Below are 21,999 nucleotides of genomic sequence, written 5' to 3' on the forward strand. Positions count from 1 at the left end.
GCACCTGCCCACGCGGCACCGACAGCATCCGCCCCCATCGCCCCGGCCCGCACCCCGCCGCGCCGCGCGCGCCGCGTCGCCGAACCCGCCTGACCCGACAGGCCCGATCCCGCCCGGCCGGGGCCGGGCGGGGCCCCCCACTGGATGAGAGAAATTGCTCTTTACTTTAGTGACTTACAGTAAGCCGCGCGGGGTTTGCCGGAGGCCATTCGGGTTAAGCCAAGCGGCGATCTTCATCTGGTCGAGTGTGGCGAAATATCGTTGTTCGGCTTCGGCGGGCGGGATATTGCCGATCGGCTCGAGAAGGCGTCTGTGGTTGAGCCAGTCGACCCATTCGAGGGTTGCGAACTCGACGGCCTCCAACGATTTCCACGGCCCGCGACGACGGATGACCTCGGTCTTGTAGAGGCCGTTGATGCTCTCGGCGAGAGCGTTGTCCTAGCTATCGCCGACACTGCCGACGGACGGTTCGATGCCGGCCTCCATCAGGCGCTCGGTGTATTTGATCGAGACATACTGGCTGCCCCGGTCGCTATGATGGACGAGGCCGCCGCTACGTACCGGACGTCAGTCGTGAAGAGGCTGTTCCAGGGCATCGAGGACGAAACCGGCATGCGCCGTGCGGCTTACCCGCCAGCCGACGATACGCCGGGCGAATGTATCGATGACGAACGCCACATACACAAAGCCCTGCCAGGTCGCGACATAGGTGAAGTCGGAGACCCAGAGCATGTTTGGCGCCGGCGCCTGAAACTGGCGGTTGACGCGGTCCTGTGGGCAGGGTGTCGCCCTGTCGCTGATCGTTGTCCTGACCGGCTTGCCGCGGATTACGCCCTGCAGGCCGATGATCCGCATCAACCGCTCCACCGTGCAGCGGGCAACAACGCGTCCTTCCCGCCGCAACTGCCGCCAGACTTTGCGCGCACCGTAGACCTCGAAATTCTCCGCGAACACGCGCCGGATATCCGCCTCAAGCGCCTCATCCCGCCGGGCACGTTCTGACCGCCTCTCGCGGTTGGCCCGCTTCGCTACATGCTCGTAGTAGGTCGATGGGGCGATCGGCAGCACCCCGCAGATCGGCTCGACCCCATAGGCCTCGCGATGATCATCGATGAACGCGATCATGGCTTGAACCGGCGGTCGAGCTCCGCCTGGGCAAAATATGCCGACGCCTTGCGCAGGATCTCATTCGCCTGGCGGAGTTCGCGGTTCTCGCGTTCCTGCGCCTTCAGCTTCGCAGATACTTCCGACGGAACACCAGGCGCACGGCCGCTGTCGCGATCCGCCTTCTGCACCCATTCACGCAGCGTATGCGGCGAGCAGCCAAACTTCGCCGCTATCGACACCATCGCCCCCTCCGCAGCATTCCACATGCCAAGGCAGGCGGAACCTTGGCTGCCTCGCCCAGCGCGACGGATGTTCACCTTCGGCTCCAGCACCATCCGCACCGCACGCTCGCGGACTTCGGCAGAAAATTTGTTCGTCGTCGGACTCGTCATCGCTCCATCCCATTTGGGAGTTGGAGCCTCCGGCAAACCCGGGGCGGTTCAGCTTTCGCAGAATTGTTGGTGGCTTGCTCGCTGCCCCCCCCCCCGCCCGGTCGGAGGGCCGCCTGTCAACCCTTCCAGAGCCCGAGCCGGCGCGCCAGCCGTTCCGCCCGCTCGTAGATATAGGCCGCGGCCTCCTCCTCGGAGGGCCATTCCCGGTAGTTCCGCTTGCTGCCCCGCTCGCTGAAATAGGTGAACCACTTGCCGTCGACCTGCTCGATGCCGTCGATCTCGCCGCCGCCGAGGCTGCCGTGCGTGTAGAGATCGCCGTCCTCGACGCCGTGAGCGCTGAGGCGCGCCTTCATCTCGCTGACCTTCATCTGGACCTCCTCTAGCGAACCTGCTGCAAGTAACCACCCCGGACGAGATCGCCAACCGACATGTCCGTCTTGTATTGTACACCGCCCCCGGGCTCGCCAAACCAGCCGGCGGCGCGGCCGGAGGTGACCGGGATCGGCTTTAAGACTTCGTAGACCGCGTGCTGCTGCGTCGCTGGATCATAAGGCAGGGCACGATCGCCGAACGGCGTCCCGGCCGGCGACAGGAAGCTGCCGGCGTCGTCCTCGCCGGAGAAGCCGCTATAGCGGTCAATCGTCTGCCCAGGTTGCAGTTCCGTGCGCACGGCGGGACCATCGAATCCATCGTTTGGCGGCCACCGCAAGTCGCCTGTCTTCGGATCAAACCACTGCTCATCAAGATCGGAGCGGTAAAGCGGCCGGCGCATTGGCAGTGCACGAGGTAGTGGTTTCGGTGAAGACGGCTCTGCCGCTCCCCCGCGGCCCGACCTGCCGGTCGCGGCCTTCGCCACGCGGCGTGGTGGCGGACGGACGGGCTCATCCTCTGTCTCTGGCGCCTTGGGTTTCACCTCATGCACGCGTTCGATGATTTCACGGAGCAGGACGAGGAGACCTAGTGAGACCAGCGCCGCCGCGGCCAGTTTGGCGGCGAGTTTGATCTCTTCACCCGTCCTGGCATGGCCGGCCTTGATCACCGCCTCGACGAGATCCTTCCCGGCAATCAGCCCCGCCCAGCCGAACTGCCACCAGGCCAGCCCGGCGATCATGCCGTCCACGATCGCATCCGCCCCCGGTACCGCTTGCACGACCGCGATCCCGCCGAAGAACAGCGCCATCACCGCAAGGTTCTGCGGCGTCAGGAATGCCCTGAATTCCGCCCGGCTCGCCTCTCCAAGACACTCCGGGATCGCCTCGAACATGGCGACCACCTTCTGCCCACCGCTCCAGCCGGACACCGGGCCGCGGCCCGGCAGGATCCCGCTGCCGGCATCGCCGCGGAGCATGCTGCGATGCGGGTCGCTCGGGAAACGGAAGACCGCAAGCGCGCCGTGGCTGACATCCGCCTGGAACTGCCGGATCAGGAGTTCTGGCGGGACCTCCTGACGTTCGTTCCGCCAGGCCGCGTAGAAGCGACGGATGGCCGCAAGATTGCCCGGATGACTGAAAAATGGCGTGCCGCCGTGACGCATGGCGTCGAGCATCTGCTCGAATTCGACCCGGCCGAGAGTATCGGATCCCTGATATGTCTGGAACCGGCGGACTTATCTCGTCTCTGCCGAGGTGGGCAGGACGAGATAAACCGCGTGGAGGCTTCGCAGATCCAGATGGAGTGCTTGCGGATGGGGCGTTGCCAACCAGGGGCGCGGTCCAGGTGATCCTGAAAGTGCATTTCCCATCCGCACAACGATACAGCATACGCGGCTTTCGACCAACCGGCTCTTGCACGGTCGGAAGTGCCGCCGCTGCTCCGACCGCCTCCGCTATTCCCCGACGGAGAATAATAGGACGGTGATGAGTACGGGGACGAATACCCCGTTCTGTAGCGGCGGGAACGCTCGTAACGGGAACGGCAAGCAGGCCAATTCGAGGCAGCGCGTGCTGACTTGTGGCCCTCTATCGGTGCCGTGCATCTAGTCCGTGTGGACGGAATCGCTGATATGAGGATTTCACCGATTCCCGAATCGGGAATTGTTCGAATCACTGCGTGACCGGCAACGGAGGGTCGGGCATGCTGACGGGAATGACGGAACAGGATTGGTCTGTGGTGCTGAAGGTTTTTGACGCGGCCCAATCGAGCCGTGGCGAGCCGGGGCATGACGACCGGAAATTTCTGGAAGCGGTGCACTATTTCACTGTCCATGGCATCACGTGGCGGGCCCTGCCTGCGGAATTTGGCAAATGGAACAGCGTATGGAAGCGGTTCTGGCGGCTGAGCCGCTCCGGGGTGTTCGAGGCGTTCTTTCAGCTTCTCGCCGAATACAGTCAGACCTCGCATCTGGTGCAGTTGTTCGACAGCACAACGGCGCGCGCCCACGTCTCCGCCGCCGGGGCAAAAGGGGGCAGCAGGGCCAGGCCGTTGGCCGCTCGCGTGGCGGCTTCTCGGCCAAAATTCACCTCAAGACCGATCTCGACGGCCACCCGCTCGACTTCCGCCTGACCGGCGGCGAAGCCAGCGATACAACCGAGTTCGAGACCTCGCTCGATATCGGACCCGACATCCGTCCGCGTATCGTGGTGACCGACAAGAGATACGACAGCCGCGCCAACCGAGTGGCAGCTCGCGCGCGCGGCATCACCCCGGTCATCCCGCGTCACGAAAATTTCAAGGAAAGAGGCCGATTCTTCCCGAAGCGGTTATACCGCCGACGCGCACGCATCGAGCAGACGATCGGCAAACTCAAACGCTTCAAACGCATCGCCATGCGCTGCGACAAGACCGCAACCAGCTACGCCGCCTTCATCAGCTTCGCTTGCGCACTGATATTGGTTAAACCCGTCCACGCGACCTAACGAGCCCATAGGTGTTACAAAGCCGATGTGTTCCGACTCCGAACGTATTTTTCAAAGCTCGCGATGTCGAGCGGGGAAGGCCAGACGGTCACCGATCCGGACGGAACATGGACTTTCGGGGCTGATGGAACGATCACAGGCCGAAATCATGAATGGCGATTGCGAGGCATCAATTGACGAATTCTCTTACGCTCGCACGCAACATTGATATTGCCCGGCATGAGCTGGAAGCAAGCGGGCGCGTCAGCCTGCCTAGGAGGCGTGCGATCTGGCGCGCGATGTATCCCGATATCGAAACCAAACAAGGGCGCGATGTTGGCCATCGCCGACTTGTTCTGCTGGATATTCTCGCGGTCCAGCGCGTAATGCCGCTTTGGCGCGCGGTCTTTCCGACTGATAACTCGCCAGCTTCGATGCTGCGAATTGCTCTTGATACCGCCTTCGATCGTACGGATCCGGTACTGGCTGAAAAAACCCGCGATTCGCTTTATGTCGATATCGTCGAGAACCGGAGCTATGCGAAAGGTCAGGAGACGGCAATGTTTGTCGGCCATGCGGCTGCCAACACCATCACTACTGCCGTCTTCCAGGGGGTTCCGGATGCAGATGCCGAAATCGATGACGATGATCTCGATCCGGAAGGTTTCGAGCCGAGCATGCTTGCAGCCGCGGCGGAGGCCGGCGGATTACCCTGGTCCGAAGCCACCGACCGGAAAAAAGAACGCGCCTTCTGGGACTGGTATCTAGGGAGTGCCATCACAAGAGCCTGTGAAATGACGGGAAACGAGGTTTAGCCTACCTTCCCAAATTAGTGTCGATGTCACTGATTATCGAACGACGGCTCGTAGAAAATCGCTCATAATTGGCCGCCTGGGCGCGCAGTTGCCTGCGCACCAGCGAGAGATCGCGGCCGGCCTGCGCGCCGGCCCGGGCCTCGTCGCGCGCATCCCGCGCTGCGGAGACCATCACCTCGGGGTAGGGGCCGATGCTGAGCAGCTTCTCCTTGCCGCCGATCTTGTAGCGGAAGCGCGAGAGCTTTCCTCCGGCGGGCGTGACCAGCAGGAACAAGCCATTGGGATCGAACATCTTGTACGGCTTGTCTCGGACCTGCGCCTTGCGGATGGCGATGTCGGTGAGCATACCCCTGCCTCCTGTCCCATACCCCACATCCGACCCCGAAGTGCCCCGGGATTGGGGGGTATCTCGTGAGACGGATTAGGACACCGTCGCGGAGGAAAGTGAAGAGATTTCAGGTGGTTGAGGCTGATTGAGATCGCGTGAAACGCGAAACTGGCGGAGGGAGTGGGATTCGAATTAGCAAACGTAACCTTTTGAATTTACGTGCTTATTTGATGTTGTCTGTAGCAGCGTTGGAGTGCATTTGGAACACCTCTGGTGATATTGTCGTGTGTTCTCACACACGGGTCGATAACAATCTGATATTCTTGATTATTTCCGTCTTCATCGCGCCCGTCAGGCGGCGAGGCTCGGGCGGTCCATGCCAAGCGAATTGATGATTCCGTTTATCTGCCGGCGGCGGTCGTCCGGGCTGCGGGCAAAAGAAACCTTGCTCTGGAGCGTCGCGCGGACCTCGTCGAGCGGCATTCCGCTGTCGCGCAGCTTACACGCGAGGCGGAAGAACTCGTTGTGCCCGTGGTTTTTCGAAGAGCACCGCCACGTCGCGATGGCAGCCTCCCGGATCTTCTCGGATGACCTCGCCGGCGCCGCATCCTCGCTGGTCGCCGGCTCTCAGGCGCTCAGGCTCTCAGGCGCTATGACACCGCCGCTCCGGTTCCTCGTGGCAGCGGTGTCGAGACGGTCAAGGCGCTCCCACTGGACGATCTGGGTGACCGTGTGGATGAGTATCTCTCGGATCGATCCAGCCTCTCGGGCGACGCCATGTCGGAATCCGGTGCGCCGACCATCCCCCCATCATCGGCGTGCGCACCGCGTGCTGATGGAAGGGGTCGAAGACGGTCTCGGAACGTTCAGCGATGAGCGTTCGCCACGATGATCCAGAGCGCCTGCGGCGGCGAGATCATTTCGGACGCTCTGCCGACGGTCTGACCGACCGTGCTGGTGACCGTCCTCCCGTGCGCCGCGCGCGACCCGGTGCAGGCATTCACGGCGCCACGCCCAACGCTCTCTGTGACGGTCCAGAGACGGTAAAGGCGCGCCCGGCAGGCGCTCTGTGTGACCGTGGAGATGACCGTCGCGCCGTCCGTCGCCGGCCGCGCATCCTACTGACCGGCCTCACGCCCGTGTGATCGGTGGCTAATCGCCGTGGTTGCTGGCTGGTTGCTACGCCGGTGGCAGCGACCGAGTCGTGCCTGCCGTGTCGTCCGCACGACGGTCGCTGCGACCTGTCCCGTCACCCCGGACGCCACCTCTCGGAACGGCCTCTCGGATCACTTTCTCCCGGTATCCACCACCCAAAATGCGGCGCGATCTGATCGCTGTGTGGTTGCTAATGGGCTCTGGTGCGGTGTGCTCGACCGAGCCACCTTGAAAAAGCTCTGCATTTTTCTGGGAGATTCTGGCGGACCCGACAGGATTCGAACCTGTGGCCTCTGCCTTCGGAACGGTGTGACGGCTGAAGAATCCTCGTGAATCCAACAGGAGAACCGGGGCGTTCCGGCGTCCGGTGGTTGCTGACTGGTTGCTGATTTCGATGGACAAATCGAGCTTCCGTGCGACTCCTCTTCGAGAGGGGGACCACAAGGCTGCGCGCGAAGATTGGGTCGCGAGTCGTCGAGGCGCTGAAGCCCGGCGAGATCGCATGGGATACACAGGTCGTGGGGTTTGGCGCCCGTCGTCAGGGCGGGAGGCCGTCCTACGTATTCAAATACCGGACCAAGGATGGGCGGCAACGCGTCTATACGATAGGTCGGCACAGTTCGCCGTGGACGCCAGACGAGGCAAGGGCCGAGGCGATCCGGCTGCTGCGAATTGTGGTCGACGGCGGTGACCCACGGGGTGACCGTAAGATCGAGCGCGAAGCGATTTCCGTAGCGGACCTGTGCACGGAATACCTTGCTGACGCCGAGGCCGGCCGCATTCTGACGCAGCGCCGGGAGCCCAACAGTGCGAGCACCGTCGCCACCGACCGTTGTCGGATCGATGCGCATATCAGGCCGCTCATCGGCCACCAGCCGGTCGCTTCGATCTCCCGCGCCGACATCGTGCGCATGATGGCCGATATCATCGGCGGCAAGACGCATCGAAGGGTCAAGCTCGACAAGCCCCGTGCCGTATCTCACGTTCGGGGCGGACGCGGCGCGGCGAGCCGGACGATGGGGCTGATGGGTGCGATCATGACGTACGCCGTGCGGCGTGGTCTGCGTGCGGACAACCCGTGTCGGCTGGTAATCAAGCCGGCCGATGGCCGTCGTGAGCGACGGCTCGACTACGCGGGATATCGCGCACTCGGCGCCGCGCTGGATGCGGCCGAGGCCGGTGACGAGTGGCCGCCGGCGCTCGCGGCCATCCGATACCTCGCGGTCACTGGCTGGCGCCGGGGCGAGGTTCTGTGCCTCCGATGGGCCGAGATCGATCTGGCGCGATCAACGGCGCGGCTCACTGCGACCAAGACCGGCGCCTCGATGCGCCCGCTGTGCAAGGCCGGCTGCGCCATCATCACGGCGATGACGCCCGGCGAGTATGTGTTCCGGTCGATGAACGCGGACGCGCCGTTGGCGAACCACAGGCGTGTCTGGGAGCGGGTCGTCTATCGTGCCGCCGGGCTACCGAGAGACGTCACGCCGCATGTGTTGCGTCACACATATGCCAGCGTCGCGGCCGATCTTGGGCTCGCCGATGCGACCATCGGCTCGCTGCTCGGACACAGAGGGTACAGCGTGACCCGACGTTATATCCACGTCGCCGACTCCGCGCTGATCAGCGCGGCCGACACCGTCGCGGAGCGGATCGTCGCCGTGATGCGGGGCGGATGGCCGGCCTGCGATTCGCGGCCGGCCTCCTGAGCGCCATGTCGCTCAACCTCGTCGATGATGCCGAGCATGTCATGCTGCTCGGCATCATCGACCGGCAACGGCGAGACGTCTTCGACGATCACCGTCCTCGTCGCGTCAGGCGGCTAGGTTCGGGCGGTCCGTGACAAGCGCATGCATGATCCCGGTGATCTGTCGTCGCCGCTCATCCGGGCTGCGGGCGAAGGCCGCCTCGCTCTCCATCATGGCGCGGACCTCGTCGAGCGGCATGCCGCTGTTGCGGAGAGCGCGCCCGAGCTTGAAGAACTCATTATGCCCATGGCCCTTGGAAGCGCGCCTCCACGTCGCGATGGCTGCTTCACGGACCTCTTCCGGCGATGTCGTGGGTGCCGCGTCCTCGTTGGTTGCCGGTGTCAGCTTGACCACGGTTGCGGTCGGCTCTGGCGCGGGACGCGCGGCCCGGGCGGCGAACTCAGCCCACTCATACGGATCGAGCGGATTCCGGCACTTGCCGTTGTAGTCCAAGAAGAAGCTGTCCGCCGGGTCCTGCGCCTGACACGGCAGATAGAACAGGCTGGTCGGCACCAGCTTCGTGCTGTCGAAGCCGTGACGCCGAGGGTCTTTTCGTGGCCGCCCGTCCGCAAGCTGCTTGTCCGACCAGAAGCCGTGCTCGTTGAGCTTGCGCATCATGATGTCGAGGATCGCTGTGAACACGGCCACCGGCATCGACATAGTCGTCGGGATGAAGACGCGCCAACGCGGTGCCGCGCTCGTGCTGCTGTACGTATTGTAGATCACCATCCGCAGACGCGGGAACAGGGCGGCGAACGCGTCGGGCGTCAGATCGCCACCATCGTTGTCGAGCCAGATGCCCCAGATTTCACGGACGTTGGCGAGGCCGCGCTGGGTCTTCGACGCTGCCGACGCCTCGAACGTGGCCGGGCTGATCAGCCAGTTGTCGTCCTTCGACGGGTGCTGATGCGAGTGGAACCACTTCAGCAGGTCGACGAACTCGTCGATCTCACCCACCGGCATGAACGCACAGGCCGTCGCGGCGAAGATCGAACTGAACAGGCTGCCGCCGATGGCGGGCAGGCCGGCATTGGAACCCGTTGTCGCCCTCTGTTCGCGCAGCCGGACGCACTGATCGAAGCTCTCGCGCAGGTCGTCCGGCAGGCAATGTATGCGATCCGTCTGCTGCACCTTCATCGCGTCGAGCGCCTCTGTCAGTTCGCGTCGGTAGCGGTCGCGGAATGCCGCTTTTCGATCCGCGTCGTGGAGATGTTTCCGAGGCCGGCCCGGCTTGCGCGCCTCCTGCATTTTGACGCCGCAGTCGAGGCGTTCGACCCGGCAGCCGGGGAACAGCCCCGCCAGCCAGTCGGCCGTCGGACGATCCATGACGATCACCGTCTTCTTCGTGCGGTCGCCGAGATTGCGCAGGGAGCTGCGCATCACGGCCTGATAGACCGACTGCCAGTAGCCGGCCCGCTTGACCTCCTCCGCACTCAGCCCAACGGACCGGAGGAACGCGAAGTGCGCAGGCGGCGGGTTGAGTGCGCTGACGACCGCGATGTTGTGGATGTGTTGGAACTCGTTGAGCCCATGCGGCGAGTTCGGCAGCCGGACTGCCTGCCCGCCGAACAGGTCGTCTGGCTGGTCGGTGTTGCCCATCCACGCGTAGGGCTGGCCGTTGAACGCCGTGGTGATCGTCTTGACCACGTGATCCAGCAGCCGTTTCGCTTCGGCACCCTCCTCGACGGCCGTGAGCTCGCTCGTCGGAACGGCTGCGTCGCGCAGTCGCTTGGACCATCCCTGATCGACAACGTAGCGGATCGTCAGGAGGTCGCAGTTGTTGTGCTGCATGTACCGCAGCCGGCTCTGAATTTTCGTGTGCGGGCGGAACTCCACGCCCTGCAACCGCCACAAATGATATAACGCCGCCTCTTTGAAGCAGGCCCCCATGATGGTCGCCGACGCGTAGCCGTCGAGCAGCGACGGCGACAGGATGGCGAACGCGAGCAGCCGCAGACCGTCGCTCTTGCCGTCGATCAGGCTGCAGTATTGGCTATCGAGAACGTGCACGTGCCAGTGCGGCGCCAGCACCTTGTTGAGCAAGTCGCGGATCGCTGCATATTCCGGCACGTTGGCCTTGTTCCGATGCATCTCCTTCAGCGGATTGACGTGCCGACGGGCCGGCACAAGCCGAGGATACCCTGCGCCAGCGTACTGATCGATCACGAGGTTGAGGTGCTCGGTGACGATTTTGTGGTCGTTCGGCCGCTTGAACTGCACCTCATGAACCCAGTCCGCCTGCGGAATCTCGTCGACGATGACGTGCCAGTCCTCGGGCCGGTGAACATACCGAAGGCCGAGGAAGGCGGCATGCGTGATCAGGACAATTTCGCCACCCGCGACCGCTTCTTTGAAGTGGCGCATGATATCGACACCGACCTGCTCGCTGGTGCCGGGGCCATGGGCGCCGTCCCCATAGATCGCGGTGATCGGCACCGTGGGCGCCAAGGTCCGCAGATCAGCCTCGGTCTGCCGGATGAGTGTCACGGTCGGCTGGACAATCAGCACCTTTTTCTCGAGGAGGGCGAGCCGGTGAGATTCGCGAATCGCCGCGTAGGTCTTGCCGCTCCCTGCAAGGGAGTCGACGTAATGAATCGTGATCATCAAATACTCCGTTTCAAAAGCCCGCAGGGTGTCGGGCTCCCTGCGGGCTTTCGATGGAGTATCTTCGGACGATCACGGTCGAGGCCGTAATTGACCTGACGTATTTATCGTCTTGATCACATCCATGTCGCGGAGAGCCGACGTCCGGCGGGACGTCCTATTTATAGCGGGTGCGTTCGGACGGTCGCAATTTCCATGTCGTCAGGCTGCCCAGAAAGATTCGGGCTGCGCGTAGCGGGGCTTCCCGAGACGAAAACACCTTTCAAGACCTTAAAGGGGTTTCGTCCCGGTTGTTTCTGGGCCGGAAGGCATGCGGGAGCATTCAGGTCGCCGGAAACTGCCCCGGTACGATCACAAGCTTTACCACAGCGACGAAATCGAGGTCCGATGGCCTTCGCCGCGCAAGAAAGAGCAATAGTTATCGGTCGCGGAGTTACGCTTCCGCGTTCCGAGCAGGACCTGATGAAGCAACAGCGGATCGCGATGTGATGCGAATCTAGCGCGCCTGACGGCAAAATCGTTTTCGATGGCTGCGCGGGCTTTGCCGCACCGACTCAATCGTCCTGCCACGGCGGCCGCCAGTCGGGCGGCAGCCGCCCCTCTCGCCGGCCCATCATGCTCACTCGTATCAACCGAAGCGGCCAAGGCATGAATCGCGGTTCGACACCCCGGCGTTCGAGGTCGCCGATAGTCATCAGCGCAAGCGCCGTATCATAGTGGTCTTCTTCCTCGCAGAGGTCTGGGTCGGAGGTCTGTTGGTTCCGTTCGGGAAGATTCGTCAGGATAAAGGCGAAATGGAGAATGAGTTCGGTCGGAACGTGATCTGCGAAAAGCGGCTTGTCCCAGAGTTTCGCCGGAAGATCGCCGAACTTTTCGTCGTCATGGGCCATGACGGCGCTTCCCCTTCTTCCGCAGCCGCTTTTGGCGCTTGGCCTCTCGGTCCCATGCGGCCGAAATGGCTGCGCGCAGGAGTGCGGCCATTTCGTCGAGATGGCGGTCGTATTCGGCCGGCGACATCGTTTCGCGGATAGGGGTCAAAAGATTGGGCGTGATGTCGCCACAGGGGGAGTCGAACGGCAGATCGAGCCCGAGAACCGAGGCCACGTCTTTCATATCTTCGATCTGATCTGGGCTGTATCGCGACGATTGGACCGGGCGATCCGGTTGATCACGATCCTCGCCGGGGTCGTCAAATCCGCCCTCCCGGTCGCTCATGGGGCGTTCTCCGCCGGCTGCTGACCGTCCCTCTCAAACGTCTGTTCAGTCGGCACCATCATCGACCGCCGGACCTGCGTTACCTTCGCCGGGCTGACTTGAAGAAGCCGAGCCGTCTCACGAACACCTCGCCCCTCTGCCAGTAACCGTGTGATCTGACCGATGCGGAATGGGGAAAGTCGAGGTCGACCAAGCCGTTTGCCGTCCCGCCGCGCCCTGTCCAAAGCCGCATGAATTCGGTCGCGGATGATCGCGCGTTCAAATTCGGCAAACACGCCCAACATTCCAAACAGGGCCATCCCGGCTGGTGTGCTCGTGTCGATGGCCTGCTGATGGAGATACAGATCGACGCCAGAGCCGCGAAGTTCGCCGAGCAGCCCGACCAAATCGGGCAGCGACCGCCCAAGGCGACACACCGACCACGCTGCGACCACATCATATTCCCGTCGGGTTACGCCCCGAAGCAATGCATCGAGGCCGGGTCGTTGCTGGCGCCCCTTTGAGCCGGAGATGCCTTCGTCGGCATGGATCGCGACGATCTCCCACCCCAGCCGGGCGCCGGCATCACGCAGCGGCGTCAGTTGGTTTTGAAGGGTCTGACCGCGATCAGCGGTCGAGACCCGAACGTACAGCGCCGCGCGCTTCGTCATGCTTCCCATGAACAGAAGGAAGCACGGATTCTCGGCCCGTCAACAAAAAAGGATGGTTACGGACACACTTCTTGCCGATCCGAAAAGCGACGTATTCCGCGGCTTCCAGCTCCCGTTCAGCACCGGGGTTTTGTGAACGCGCGACACGGGCGCCCGCATCGCAGCCGACCCGACACAGTGACCGATCCGGAACCCCTAACCGACGTCGGGATCATCTCGATACCCGGTCGCAGGGAAGTGTCGTCGAACAGACTGACACAGCGCACGGATGTCACACCCGACAACGCCTATAGCAGCCGGATAAATAGCCCAACACAGGAGATGCGACATGGTCCGCTGGAACAGATTCTTCCTAATCTTCGACGCCATTGATGAATGTCACGTCGAGGAAGCCCTCGATATGGTCGGACGAATTCACTTCGATTATCTGCCTGCAGTCGCGCCGGACGTATACCTGCGTTTCGCATCCCCGACGGATGCCTGTCTGTTCAAAATGTGTCACCCGAAAACCAAATTGACCGCGGGGACGTCTGGCATTCTCCCCGAAGTCATCAGTCTTGAAACGATTTTGGACGCTCTGCAGATTCTTTCGCCATCGACAGAAGTCGGCCACGTCATGTCAGCCTCAATTTGGTATCGCGATGATGTCGCGAAAAATGCGTTCAACGCCGCGGTCGAGTCCTTGTCCACCCGGTTTGTTGGTCCCCTCCCGGTAATCTGTCAGTCCTAAAGCCGTTCGTTCGGGAGCCAATCAAGGCGAACGTGCGACGCGCCCGCGCCCGAATAGGAGACCGTCGAGCGATATCGGACGCTTCGACGTACGAGCAATGTGGCGTTCCGACGAATCGAGCTGCCTCGCAATACGTGCGTCGCAAGGGGAGATACCCTTTGGGCTCTGGGCGTTGCAGACCCATCGTTGTAGGTCGTCACCCTTTCTCCATCCTCACAGGCAACAAGTTTGTATGCTGCGCGATTCTGCTTGCCTCAATGCAACAATTGCACTTTCCACTCGCTCATCAGGATCAGTTTGGCCTCGATGATTTCGCCGTTGTTGACCAACTCCAGTTCGCCGACTGGCGCGGTCGCATCCCATTGGAAATGGTCTGATAGAAACGAAAGTGCATCACGCTTGTACGCCGTATCGAGATTGTCGAGCTGATCACCCTTCGTTTCAAGAACTGTGATCCGACTGGCTTGTCCGTCCCGCTTCACGGCGAAAATGAAATCAGGGTAGATTTTGCCTCTCTTCCAGCCCTGAATGCCATATTGGGTCCGCGCGACGTTCCGGTGCCACCATGCCAGCGTCTTTTCCCCATCGAGATACACGGCCACGTCCCGTTCGTCGCCGTTCAGATCGTTTTCAAAAACCGGCGCAAACAGGCTCTTTTCCAGCGGGCCACCTGCTCGGTTCAGAAGCTGACGAGCATTCGCCGGTTCCGTGGTTTCGATGCTGAACGGCATCCGCCAGTTGCGGCCATCGATCCGCAGCCGGAACTGGATGTTGCCCGCCGCCACCTCGGCCTTGAACAGGGCTTCGGCACGCCCACTCCGCTCAGCATCGAGCCCCTTGCGCAGCTCTTCCACGATCAGGCTGGCGAGTTGGCCGAGCTTGGTATCATCGAAGCCGCGCGTCCGAAGGGCGGTAATCGTCGCACCGACAATCTCGCGCCCGACGAATGGATTCGGCACGATGTCCGAAATCATTCTGACGGCGTGGGCCGGATCGAAGGCAAGAATTTCCGTGTTCGCGGCGACCGTCTCGCCAATGAACAGTTCGTCGCCGTCATCGGCGAGCCTGATCCGCTGAAGCTGGCTTTCTGCCGCTTGCGCATTCTCAGGCATCCGGTCCGCAATGGCCTGTGGATCGAAGCCGCGCCAGTCGATGGCCGAAAGCACGTCGGTTTCGTAATCCAGCTCGCGCGCTTGGCCGCCCTCCACGATCATCACCTTCGGCAGATAGATGTCCGACTTGTCAAATTTGGGACGACGCTTGATCGAACGGGTGGCCTTTCCCGCGCCGCTCTTGTCATCCTGCGTCACCCGCAGCACCAGATCGCCAAGTCCGTCCTGCTCTAGGCCTTCCTTGATTGCGCCGACAACCGAGGCGGTATCGGCATGGTGAGTGATGACGTGGCATTCATCGAGCGCTTCCACCCCGGTCTTGAGCGCGCCGGGCTGCCGGAGAACACGACCGACGAGTTGTGTCATGGCCTTCAAATTGGCGCTGGCAGCAAGGCTGCAAAGCACATAGGCGAAGGGACAATCCCAACCTTCTTGCAGCGCCTGCTTCGTGATGATGGCGCGGACGCGGTTCGTCGGTGACAACAGGTCCTGATTCTCGGGGTCGCTTAGATCGTTCTGCTGCGCTGTTTTGATGGCGATTTCGGCCTGATCGAAACCTGCCGTCAGGAGCCATTCCTTCACGTCTTCGGCGTGGATATGGCCGCTTTCCCGCTGATCCGCGCCCGTGCGTTCGACCTGAACCACCATGATGGGCCGAATATAACGGCCCGTGTCGGCGCGCAGCTTCCGCGCTTCGGCATCGAGCGCGCTGAGCTTGGCGACCGCTGCGTTCAGCGTCGCCTTCCAGTCATTGCCCTGCCGGGGGTCGAGGTTGAGCGGCATTTTGATCATGCCTTCCCGGTCCAGCTCGCGCCCGGTCACTTCCACCAGCACATTGGCGTAGCGGCCATCGCGCGGGTTGCGGCCATCGCGCGGCTGCACATCCTGCGGCGTGGCCGTCAGTTCCAGCACGAAGCAGGGGTTGAAGCCGTAGAGCGTACCGAAGGCGAGGTCAGAAACCGCTCGGTGCCCTTCATCCATCACGACGATAGGGCGGATGATCCGCAGCGCGTTGCCGAGGGAATCCTTCACCATCGGGAACAGCCCTGCATAGGCGGAAAGGTTCGGGGTGCGTTCGATGGCGGCTTTGTGGGCCTGCTGTTCCCCTTCCGGCGGGAAGAACCCGTGCACGTCGCCCCGATCCTGAAACATCTTCAGCGACTCCTGCGTCTCGCGGTTCGCTGATTGCAGCATTAGCAGCATGACGCAGAGGTTGGTTTCCACATCCCGCGCGTCGAGGCGATCAGCTTTCTCCATGATCGTCACGCGTCCCGCCGCTGCGCGGTCGAGCGCTTGGCGATAGGGGTGCTGGCGATCTTTCAGGCGCTTGAGCGTCTGCGTGTAGATCGCCTCGTTCGGCACGATCCAGAGTACGAAGCCGGTGTTGCGTTCGAGATAGCGACCCATCACCCGCGACACGGCTGAGATAGCGAGCCACGTCTTGCCGCCGCCAGTCGGTACCTTCAGCACAGCATTGGGCACAGGCCGGTTGCAGCCATCCATGCGCGGCGAGAACGGAATCGCGGCGCGGGAGGCGGGCAGCTTGCCCGCCGCCTTCAGTGCTTCCCAAGCTTCCTTGGCGAAATCCGGCACGGGAATGCCAAGGGCAGGCTCCTGCGCCGCGACTGCCGCTATCCTGTCGGCACGAACCTTCTTTTCCTTCAAGGCGTCCAGATAGGCGTCGAGGATGGAAAGCACACGGTCCTGATAATCGAGCTGACGGAACATAGCGGTCAGCTCCGATCAATGCGGTAGAGCGCAAAGGGAAGCGGCACGAACTCGACGGGGATGTTCTGCTCCGCAAGCATCTTCTGGCTCACGAACCTCGCGGGAGCGAAGACGAGATGCCGCCGGTCCGGATCGGTGGCGGCGAACGCTTTTGCACGAGCTAGGGTCAGCGCCGCGTCCGGCGACTTCAGCCAGTCGAGATCGGGCTTGTAGATCAGCCATACATGCTGCCCTTCGGTCGCGCCGAGATAGAAGTCATCCTCCCTCGCGGCGGCGGGGTCGAGAGCGTGATTTGTCGCCATGTGGAACAGCGCCGCGCCAAGACCGGCGTAGGAGGGTAGGGTTTCGCCGCTCAAGACCTTGTCCAGTTCGACCGGATCGCCGAGCGTGCAATAGGTGAAGCTGCCGCCGAGCCCTTCGGCATGCTTCGCCACCGTCTTTTCGCCGGTGACGATCAATTCATCGTCTTTCACTTCCTTCTTGATGCGGTCATATTCGTGGCTGTGCAGGTTCTCGATGGCTTCGACCTTATGCACCAGATCGCCGCTATTGCTGATGGCGCGCCAGTTCAGTCGCTCGCGCAGCAGTTCGGTCTTTTGAGTGCCTTGAAAGTCATAGCCGTTGATGACGCGACGGACGCGCTCCGCCGTCAAACGATCAGCATAGTCTTCCATCTCGACAAGGATAAAGCGGCGGTTGCCACCATCACGCTTGTTCGCTTCCAGCACTGCATGAGCCGTTGTGCCTGAGCCAGCGAAGGAATCTAAAATAAGAGCGTCATCCGAAGTGGCAATGCTAATAACATCCTCAAGCAATCCCAAAGGTTTTGGGAAAGGAAATAAATCAGCTAGACCTAATTTTCCAAGTTCAACTGTTCCTTGCTCTGTGATGTGCTTACTGTGTGACCATATGGTTTTTGCCTTGACAGTTTCCTTTCTATATTTTTCAAATATTCTCCATTCTCCATTTCGCGTCTTGGCTGCAAACAGAAATTCTGTTGATTGATTTTCGGTTTTCTTCCAACTTCTGTCTTTTCCCCAGCGCCAGCAACTTTCGCCGCCAGTGCTATTCATCGGCAGAACCTCTTCTGCCCCTTCAAATGGCTCGACGGAGACGATATGATGACCATTGTCGTCGGTAAGACCGTCCCTCACATAAAAAGGGAAAAATAGATTTGGCCTGTTATGACGGCCAAATTTCGGATTTCGATTCCTAAGTTCCCGCGCGGAAAAGCTCCCGAAGCTATCCTTATCGGGAAGGTTGCTTCCTTCAGTTTCAATCTCATGCAGAACAGAAAATTGTGTCTTGCCATACACAAGGATGTACTCGTGGGTTTTGGCAATTTCTTTGTATGTTTGTCCGCGCTTGTTTGATTGAGTGACAATCTGGCAGATGAAAGAGGTCTCGCCGAATATTCCATCAAGTATCCCGCGAGCGCGATGTATCTCGTTGTCATCCAACGTGATCCAGATAGTTCCCTCATCGCTTAGAAGCTCGTGAAGCAATCTGAGGCGTGGCCACATCATGGCGCACCACTTGTCATGCCGTAGCCCGTCTTCGATCCCGATAGGGTTCGATTCCAACCACTCGCGGATCATCGGGGCGTTGACGTTGTCGTTGTAGCACCAACCCTCGTTGCCGGTGTTGTAAGGTGGGTCGATGAAGATGCAGTCCACCTTGCCCGCGTAGAGCGGCAGGAGGGCTTTTAATGCGTGCAGGTTGTCTCCGTGGATGACAAGGTTGCCATCGAGGGCGACCGGCCCGATCCCCTTCGTGGGATGCAGCACGAGCGGGCGAAATGGCACGGCCAGATGATGATTGAATACAAATTCTTTGCCCTTGAAATTCAGCTCAGTCATGAAGTTTCCCCGATGTGTTATCAGCCGCATTACGGGTCAGGGCAAATGCTGCCTCGACGACGACCAGTCGCTGATATTGCTTCACCACGGCGAAGAAGGCGACTGGTCGACCATGCCTTGCGGCGGTCACCGGGCCGGCCTCGGGTCAGATCGATCAATCGGGTGATGCCGCATTTTGCCTCTTTCGCCGCCGTAAAGACTCGTGTTCCGCCCCTGCGGCCAAAGCGATTTTGGCCGCTTTGGCACGAACGGCAAGGGCAGTGTCGCTGCCGCAAAGGGGAAGCTGTCGTCTGAACACGGAGACAATGCGTACGGACCGAGCATCTTATCGCCGTCTTCGGACAAAAGGCTTTCACCCCTGCGGGATAGAATGCCGATTCTGGACGCTCGAATTGATCTCCTGCCGCGTTCTATGGCGGATATGGATGTCCGCTTCGATGGCCAAGGGCCAGATGATCGACGCTTACAGGATGAAACGCTCATGAATTCGAAGAAACCGATCAAGCAACGATGGCGCCGGGGGGAACGCATCTACAAAGCGTCGGGATAGGTGAGGTGACGCTCGATGATGGCTGAGAGGTTGGGGACGGCAAGGTCGCCTGCATAGGTGCCGTACGTGATGCCTCTATATTCATGCCCGAGAAGCTGTGCTGCGTCGGCCTCTTCGACGTCAGCCACTCGGAGCATGGAGGTCACCGTCTTCCGGATCGAGTGGAAGACATACTGTGGGCCAAATCCTGCCTTTGTTCTGAGATGCCCGAAGCGCTTTCCAACGGCGGCGGAACGCTCGCCATGCCGGTTTATCGCGCCGGAAAGCAGATAGCCGTCAGGGAGGGGTGACGCACGCAGGCGCTCGACCATAGGTCTGATGGCGCTGTGGATCGGCACTGACCGGACCCCGGCATCTGTCTTGTCGCTGAAGCGTACGAAGAGGATACCGTCCGTCTCCCCGAAATCAGCGACGCGCATCTGAAAGAGAGATTCGATTCGCGCACCTGTGTAGGCAGCGAGTCGTATCGCATTTGCGAGATGGACGTCCCCGTTGCTCTCGGCCATTCGCCATAGTCGAACAACATCGTCGGGAGCGAATGATCGTCTTTTGTCTTCTGGCGCCGTGCGAGTGCGTAGGATCGTGACGCCGCGGCCCGGAAATTCGCCACGCGGCATTAGACCTTTGTGTTGAAGGTAGTTCCAGTAGCTCCGAAGGGCGGACAGCTTGCGCTTCGCGGTCTTCGCGGAGAGCGATGTCTGAATTTCAGCCACCCATCTCTGGACCGAATCAAAGTCAACTGCCGAGATCGGCCCCTCGGCTATTACGGCTGCATACGAACGTACGTCGGAGAGGTAGGTGCTGATCTGCTTTCCGCGGTATGGCATCTCGCGTTCCCAGTCGTTCAATGCCAGCAGAAATGGCTTTGATGCCCTATCATCGGCCATCGACTGCTTCATTGGTGTTGTTCCCGGTGAAATGCCGACCGTGTCTGCGCTGGTCTCTGCTGCCGGATAGGGCAACCCTAAGATGTAATACTCCCGTGCCGTGATGGTGTCATGCCATGCCGACGCGAAAGATTTGTCGAGACGCCGCAGAGCAGGATGGTCGACCGCGATGTTGACACCTTGTTGTGCCAAGGCCGCTGACATTGCTTCGTAGAAGCCGGGCACGTTCTCGCAACGGCCCTCGCACAGGGCAAAATTTCGGTCGGCATTCGCGAATTTTTCGTTCATCGCCACTTCAGCTGGGTTGTCTAGAAGGGGCGAGTTCAGGATTTCAGTCTCGACCCGGGCAATTTCCTGCCGGCGCCATGCCTCGATGGCGTCCTGTAGTTGCCGGCGAGTGTAGACGGCGGACGAGCTGCCGGCAGTTGTCGGGGCGCTCTGCGGCAACATTTCATGAGCGCCACCGTTGAGTGCCGTCTGAGCTTGATCGAGCGCTCGCTGCACCCTTCTGTCGATGTCTCCGGCCAGTCGATTGGCGGCGCGTAAGTCCCGCGTTTCTAGGCTCTTGGTGATTTCGGTGCGGACGCGTGCAGGGAACCCAGAGATCGGCGGCATGTGCTCCCGAAGCCGCGGCGGGACCGCTCTCCTATACCAATATATGCCAGTTTTTGAATGTTTCCGAACGTATGACATGCGATTCAATTTGGAGCACCTTTTGGAACAATTCAAATCCAAAAAGCACGCTATTTTCAAAAGATTGTGGCTAGGATTGCACAATTCCAAATCTGGCGGAGGGAGTGGGATTCGAACCCACGGTACGTTTTCACGCACACACGCTTTCCAAGCGTGCGCCTTCGACCGCTCGGCCATCCCTCCGGCGCCGGGGCTTCATAGCCAACAACCGCGCCGGGCTCAAGCGGGGGGCAGCGTTATTCCTCGGCGGTGTCGAGGCCGAGCAGGGCAGGGGCTTGGGTGGGGTCGAGCTCGTCGATGTCGCGCAGCTTGCGGCCGACGGCGCGGATGCGGACCTGGGTGCTGTCGATCCCCTTCGAGAGCTGTTCGGCGCGCTTCGCCAGCGCCTCGATGCTCTCGCCGAGCTTGCCCCATTCGAGCTTCACCGCCGAGAGGATGCGGCCGATTTCGCCGGCGCGGCGCTCCAGCTGGACGGTGAAATGGCCAACCCGGATCGTGTGCAGCAAGGCGGGCAGCAAGCTCGGGCTCTGGATCAGCACCCGGTGCTCGCGCTGCACCTGCTCGACCAGGCCTGGAATCCGGGCGACCTCGGCGAACAGGCCTTCGCTCGGCAGATACAGGATCGCTATATCCGTGGTGCGCGGGGGGCGGATGTATTTCTGGGCGATCTTCTTCGCCTCGTCGCGGATGCGGGCGCTCAGCGCCCGCAGCGCCTGGGTTTCGCCATCGCGGTCGCCCGCCTCGGCGGCGAGCAGCAGGCGGTCGTAATCCTCGGTCGGGAATTTCGCGTCGATCGGCAGCCAGACCGGCTGATCCCCCTCGCGCACCGGCATGCGCAGCGCGAATTCCACCGCCTCGGCGCCGTTCGGATCGGCGCGGAAATTGGCTTCGAACGTGCCGGGCGGCAGCGTGTCGTCCAGCGTCTGGCGGATCTGCGCCTCGCCCCAGCCGCCGCGCGATTTCACGTTGGCGAACAGCCGCTTGAGATCGCCCACCTGGGTGGCGACCGACTGCACCTGGCCGATCGCCTGCTGCACCTGGGCGAACTGCTCGGCCACGCGCTGGAAGCTCTCGCCGATCTTCTGCTCCAGTGCTGATTGCAGCTTCTCGTCCACCGCGGCGCGCATCGCGTCGAGCTTGGCCTCGTTGCCGGTGCGGATTTCATCGAGCTTCTGCTCGACGCGGCCGCGCAGCGCCTCCTGCCCCTCGCGCAGGGCGAGCGAGACGCCGGCGAGATCGCGGTTCATGCGATCGGCGAGCAGGGTCTGGCTCTCGGTCAGCCGGGCAATCGCGGCCATGGTCTCGCTGAGCCCCTGGGCGCGGCCGGCCTGTGCCGCCGATTCCGCCTCGGCCAGCTTGCCAGTGAGCAAGATGGACAGTTCGCTCATCGCGCCGTGCAGGCGCGCGAGCTGCTCGCCCTGCGCCCGCGCCCCGTCCTGCACGCGGTCGAACGCCTCGCGCAGCCCGGCGCGGGACTGTTCGGCGATCTCGCCGCGCAGGGCGGCGATCTGGCGGGATTGCAGGACCGCGAGGACGACGAGGATCGCGGCGCCAAGGGCGGCGATGGTGGCGGCGATGGCGGCGGCGAGCACCGG

General features: G+C 61.8%; 16 protein-coding genes, 1 tRNA gene, 2 pseudogenes and 1 other annotated feature. Of the genes and pseudogenes, 5 read left to right on the forward strand and 14 right to left on the reverse strand.

Going from position 1 to position 21,999, the window contains the following annotated elements; translation table 11 throughout:
- Positions 1 to 174: 174 nt before the first annotated feature.
- The 3 genes and pseudogenes from RT91_RS20590 to RT91_RS22545 form a co-directional block, all read right to left on the reverse strand.
- Positions 175 to 1,499: pseudogene (locus RT91_RS20590) on the reverse strand (IS3 family transposase).
- Positions 1,051 to 1,167 (reverse strand) — a sequence feature (AL1L pseudoknot). (Overlaps the previous pseudogene by 117 nt.)
- 116 nt (positions 1,500 to 1,615) lie before the next feature.
- Positions 1,616 to 1,867 carry a hypothetical protein gene (locus RT91_RS10905; protein WP_013640380.1) on the reverse strand — a complete coding sequence of 84 codons (252 nt, stop codon included), beginning with the start codon at positions 1,865 to 1,867 and terminating at the stop codon, positions 1,616 to 1,618.
- 11 nt (positions 1,868 to 1,878) lie between these two features.
- A complete protein-coding gene (locus tag RT91_RS22545) occupies positions 1,879 to 3,045 on the reverse strand; it encodes a TNT domain-containing protein (RefSeq protein ID WP_240314266.1) in 1,167 nt (388 codons plus the stop codon).
- A gap of 539 nt (positions 3,046 to 3,584) precedes the next feature.
- Between RT91_RS22545 and RT91_RS22550 the strand changes: the two are divergent.
- From RT91_RS22550 to RT91_RS10925, 3 genes and pseudogenes are all read left to right on the forward strand, one after another.
- Positions 3,585 to 3,743 (forward strand): annotated as a pseudogene (locus tag RT91_RS22550) (transposase); the annotation flags it as partial.
- A complete protein-coding gene (locus tag RT91_RS21490; RefSeq protein WP_152982823.1) occupies positions 3,743 to 4,354 on the forward strand; it encodes an IS5 family transposase in 612 nt (203 codons plus the stop codon). The pseudogene RT91_RS22550 and the gene RT91_RS21490, both read left to right, overlap by 1 nt.
- Positions 4,355 to 4,506: 152 nt before the next feature.
- Positions 4,507 to 5,148: an Imm5 family immunity protein gene (locus RT91_RS10925; RefSeq protein ID WP_035187264.1), complete on the forward strand. Its 642-nt coding sequence runs from the start codon at positions 4,507 to 4,509 to the stop codon at positions 5,146 to 5,148.
- A 1-nt stretch (position 5,149) separates the two neighbouring features.
- On the opposite strand, the gene RT91_RS10930 is transcribed toward RT91_RS10925, so the two are convergent.
- Together RT91_RS10930 and RT91_RS22810 are read right to left on the reverse strand one after the other, a co-directional pair.
- The gene (locus RT91_RS10930) at positions 5,150 to 5,494 is read right to left on the reverse strand and encodes an Arm DNA-binding domain-containing protein (RefSeq protein WP_035187266.1); all 345 of its coding nucleotides are present in this window, start codon (positions 5,492 to 5,494) and stop codon (positions 5,150 to 5,152) included.
- 333 nt (positions 5,495 to 5,827) lie between these two features.
- Positions 5,828 to 5,959 (reverse strand): hypothetical protein, encoded by a 132-nt coding sequence (locus RT91_RS22810; RefSeq protein WP_256363797.1) that lies wholly within the window; start codon positions 5,957 to 5,959, stop codon positions 5,828 to 5,830.
- Positions 5,960 to 7,044: 1,085 nt separating this feature from the next.
- Here RT91_RS22810 and RT91_RS10935 point away from each other — a divergent pair.
- Positions 7,045 to 8,337: a site-specific integrase gene (locus RT91_RS10935; protein WP_082468585.1), complete on the forward strand. Its 1,293-nt coding sequence runs from the start codon at positions 7,045 to 7,047 to the stop codon at positions 8,335 to 8,337.
- Positions 8,338 to 8,442: 105 nt separating this feature from the next.
- Here RT91_RS10935 and RT91_RS10940 read toward each other — a convergent pair whose 3' ends face one another.
- From RT91_RS10940 to RT91_RS10955, 4 genes are all read right to left on the reverse strand, one after another.
- Complete coding sequence (locus RT91_RS10940; protein WP_035187267.1) at positions 8,443 to 10,980, reverse strand: DEAD/DEAH box helicase family protein; 2,538 nt, start codon at positions 10,978 to 10,980, stop codon at positions 8,443 to 8,445.
- Between the two features lie 554 nt (positions 10,981 to 11,534).
- Positions 11,535 to 11,870 (reverse strand): hypothetical protein, encoded by a 336-nt coding sequence (locus tag RT91_RS10945; RefSeq protein WP_035187270.1) that lies wholly within the window; start codon positions 11,868 to 11,870, stop codon positions 11,535 to 11,537.
- The gene (locus RT91_RS10950) at positions 11,860 to 12,195 is read right to left on the reverse strand and encodes a hypothetical protein (RefSeq protein ID WP_055726018.1); all 336 of its coding nucleotides are present in this window, start codon (positions 12,193 to 12,195) and stop codon (positions 11,860 to 11,862) included. The genes RT91_RS10945 and RT91_RS10950 overlap by 11 nt, the downstream gene beginning before the upstream one ends.
- Positions 12,192 to 12,845 carry a recombinase family protein gene (locus tag RT91_RS10955; protein WP_035187306.1) on the reverse strand — a complete coding sequence of 218 codons (654 nt, stop codon included), beginning with the start codon at positions 12,843 to 12,845 and terminating at the stop codon, positions 12,192 to 12,194. The genes RT91_RS10950 and RT91_RS10955 overlap by 4 nt, the downstream gene beginning before the upstream one ends.
- 328 nt (positions 12,846 to 13,173) lie before the next feature.
- Here RT91_RS10955 and RT91_RS10960 point away from each other — a divergent pair, with 328 nt between their 5' ends.
- Positions 13,174 to 13,575 carry a hypothetical protein gene (locus RT91_RS10960; protein WP_035187273.1) on the forward strand — a complete coding sequence of 134 codons (402 nt, stop codon included), beginning with the start codon at positions 13,174 to 13,176 and terminating at the stop codon, positions 13,573 to 13,575.
- A 254-nt stretch (positions 13,576 to 13,829) separates the two neighbouring features.
- On the opposite strand, the gene RT91_RS10965 is transcribed toward RT91_RS10960, so the two are convergent.
- The 5 genes from RT91_RS10965 to RT91_RS10985 form a co-directional block, all read right to left on the reverse strand.
- Positions 13,830 to 16,415, reverse strand: coding sequence for a DEAD/DEAH box helicase (locus RT91_RS10965; protein WP_035187275.1), 2,586 nt, complete (start codon positions 16,413 to 16,415; stop codon positions 13,830 to 13,832).
- A 5-nt stretch (positions 16,416 to 16,420) separates the two neighbouring features.
- Positions 16,421 to 18,274 carry a site-specific DNA-methyltransferase gene (locus RT91_RS10970; protein WP_035187278.1) on the reverse strand — a complete coding sequence of 618 codons (1,854 nt, stop codon included), beginning with the start codon at positions 18,272 to 18,274 and terminating at the stop codon, positions 16,421 to 16,423.
- Between the two features lie 531 nt (positions 18,275 to 18,805).
- Positions 18,806 to 20,404: a tyrosine-type recombinase/integrase gene (locus RT91_RS10975; protein WP_082468586.1), complete on the reverse strand. Its 1,599-nt coding sequence runs from the start codon at positions 20,402 to 20,404 to the stop codon at positions 18,806 to 18,808.
- 93 nt (positions 20,405 to 20,497) lie between these two features.
- A tRNA-Ser gene (locus RT91_RS10980) sits at positions 20,498 to 20,587 on the reverse strand.
- Between the two features lie 53 nt (positions 20,588 to 20,640).
- Positions 20,641 to 21,996, reverse strand: coding sequence for a DNA recombination protein RmuC (locus tag RT91_RS10985; RefSeq protein ID WP_035187279.1), 1,356 nt, complete (start codon positions 21,994 to 21,996; stop codon positions 20,641 to 20,643).
- Between the last annotated feature and the right edge of the window lie 3 nt (positions 21,997 to 21,999).

Source organism: Acidiphilium sp. JA12-A1 (assembly GCF_000724705.2).
GTDB lineage: Bacteria > Pseudomonadota > Alphaproteobacteria > Acetobacterales > Acetobacteraceae > Acidiphilium > Acidiphilium multivorum.

What these genes read in the sequence shown, in the direction of transcription:
- RT91_RS10960 (WP_035187273.1), top strand. Translation starts at nt 13,174, where the DNA reads ATGGTCCGCTGGAACAGATTCTTCCTAATCTTCGACGCCATTGATGAA.
- RT91_RS10955 (WP_035187306.1), bottom strand. Translation starts at nt 12,845, where the DNA reads ATGACGAAGCGCGCGGCGCTGTACGTTCGGGTCTCGACCGCTGATCGC.
- RT91_RS10945 (WP_035187270.1), bottom strand. Translation starts at nt 11,870, where the DNA reads ATGGCCCATGACGACGAAAAGTTCGGCGATCTTCCGGCGAAACTCTGG.
- RT91_RS22810 (WP_256363797.1), bottom strand. Translation starts at nt 5,959, where the DNA reads ATGCCGCTCGACGAGGTCCGCGCGACGCTCCAGAGCAAGGTTTCTTTT.
- RT91_RS10975 (WP_082468586.1), bottom strand. Translation starts at nt 20,404, where the DNA reads ATGTCATACGTTCGGAAACATTCAAAAACTGGCATATATTGGTATAGG.
- RT91_RS21490 (WP_152982823.1), top strand. Translation starts at nt 3,743, where the DNA reads ATGGAACAGCGTATGGAAGCGGTTCTGGCGGCTGAGCCGCTCCGGGGT.
- RT91_RS10930 (WP_035187266.1), bottom strand. Translation starts at nt 5,494, where the DNA reads ATGCTCACCGACATCGCCATCCGCAAGGCGCAGGTCCGAGACAAGCCG.
- RT91_RS22545 (WP_240314266.1), bottom strand. Translation starts at nt 3,045, where the DNA reads ATGCTCGACGCCATGCGTCACGGCGGCACGCCATTTTTCAGTCATCCG.
- RT91_RS10965 (WP_035187275.1), bottom strand. Translation starts at nt 16,415, where the DNA reads ATGTTCCGTCAGCTCGATTATCAGGACCGTGTGCTTTCCATCCTCGAC.
- RT91_RS10970 (WP_035187278.1), bottom strand. Translation starts at nt 18,274, where the DNA reads ATGACTGAGCTGAATTTCAAGGGCAAAGAATTTGTATTCAATCATCAT.
- RT91_RS10925 (WP_035187264.1), top strand. Translation starts at nt 4,507, where the DNA reads ATGGCGATTGCGAGGCATCAATTGACGAATTCTCTTACGCTCGCACGC.
- RT91_RS10950 (WP_055726018.1), bottom strand. Translation starts at nt 12,195, where the DNA reads ATGAGCGACCGGGAGGGCGGATTTGACGACCCCGGCGAGGATCGTGAT.
- RT91_RS10905 (WP_013640380.1), bottom strand. Translation starts at nt 1,867, where the DNA reads ATGAAGGTCAGCGAGATGAAGGCGCGCCTCAGCGCTCACGGCGTCGAG.
- RT91_RS10940 (WP_035187267.1), bottom strand. Translation starts at nt 10,980, where the DNA reads ATGATCACGATTCATTACGTCGACTCCCTTGCAGGGAGCGGCAAGACC.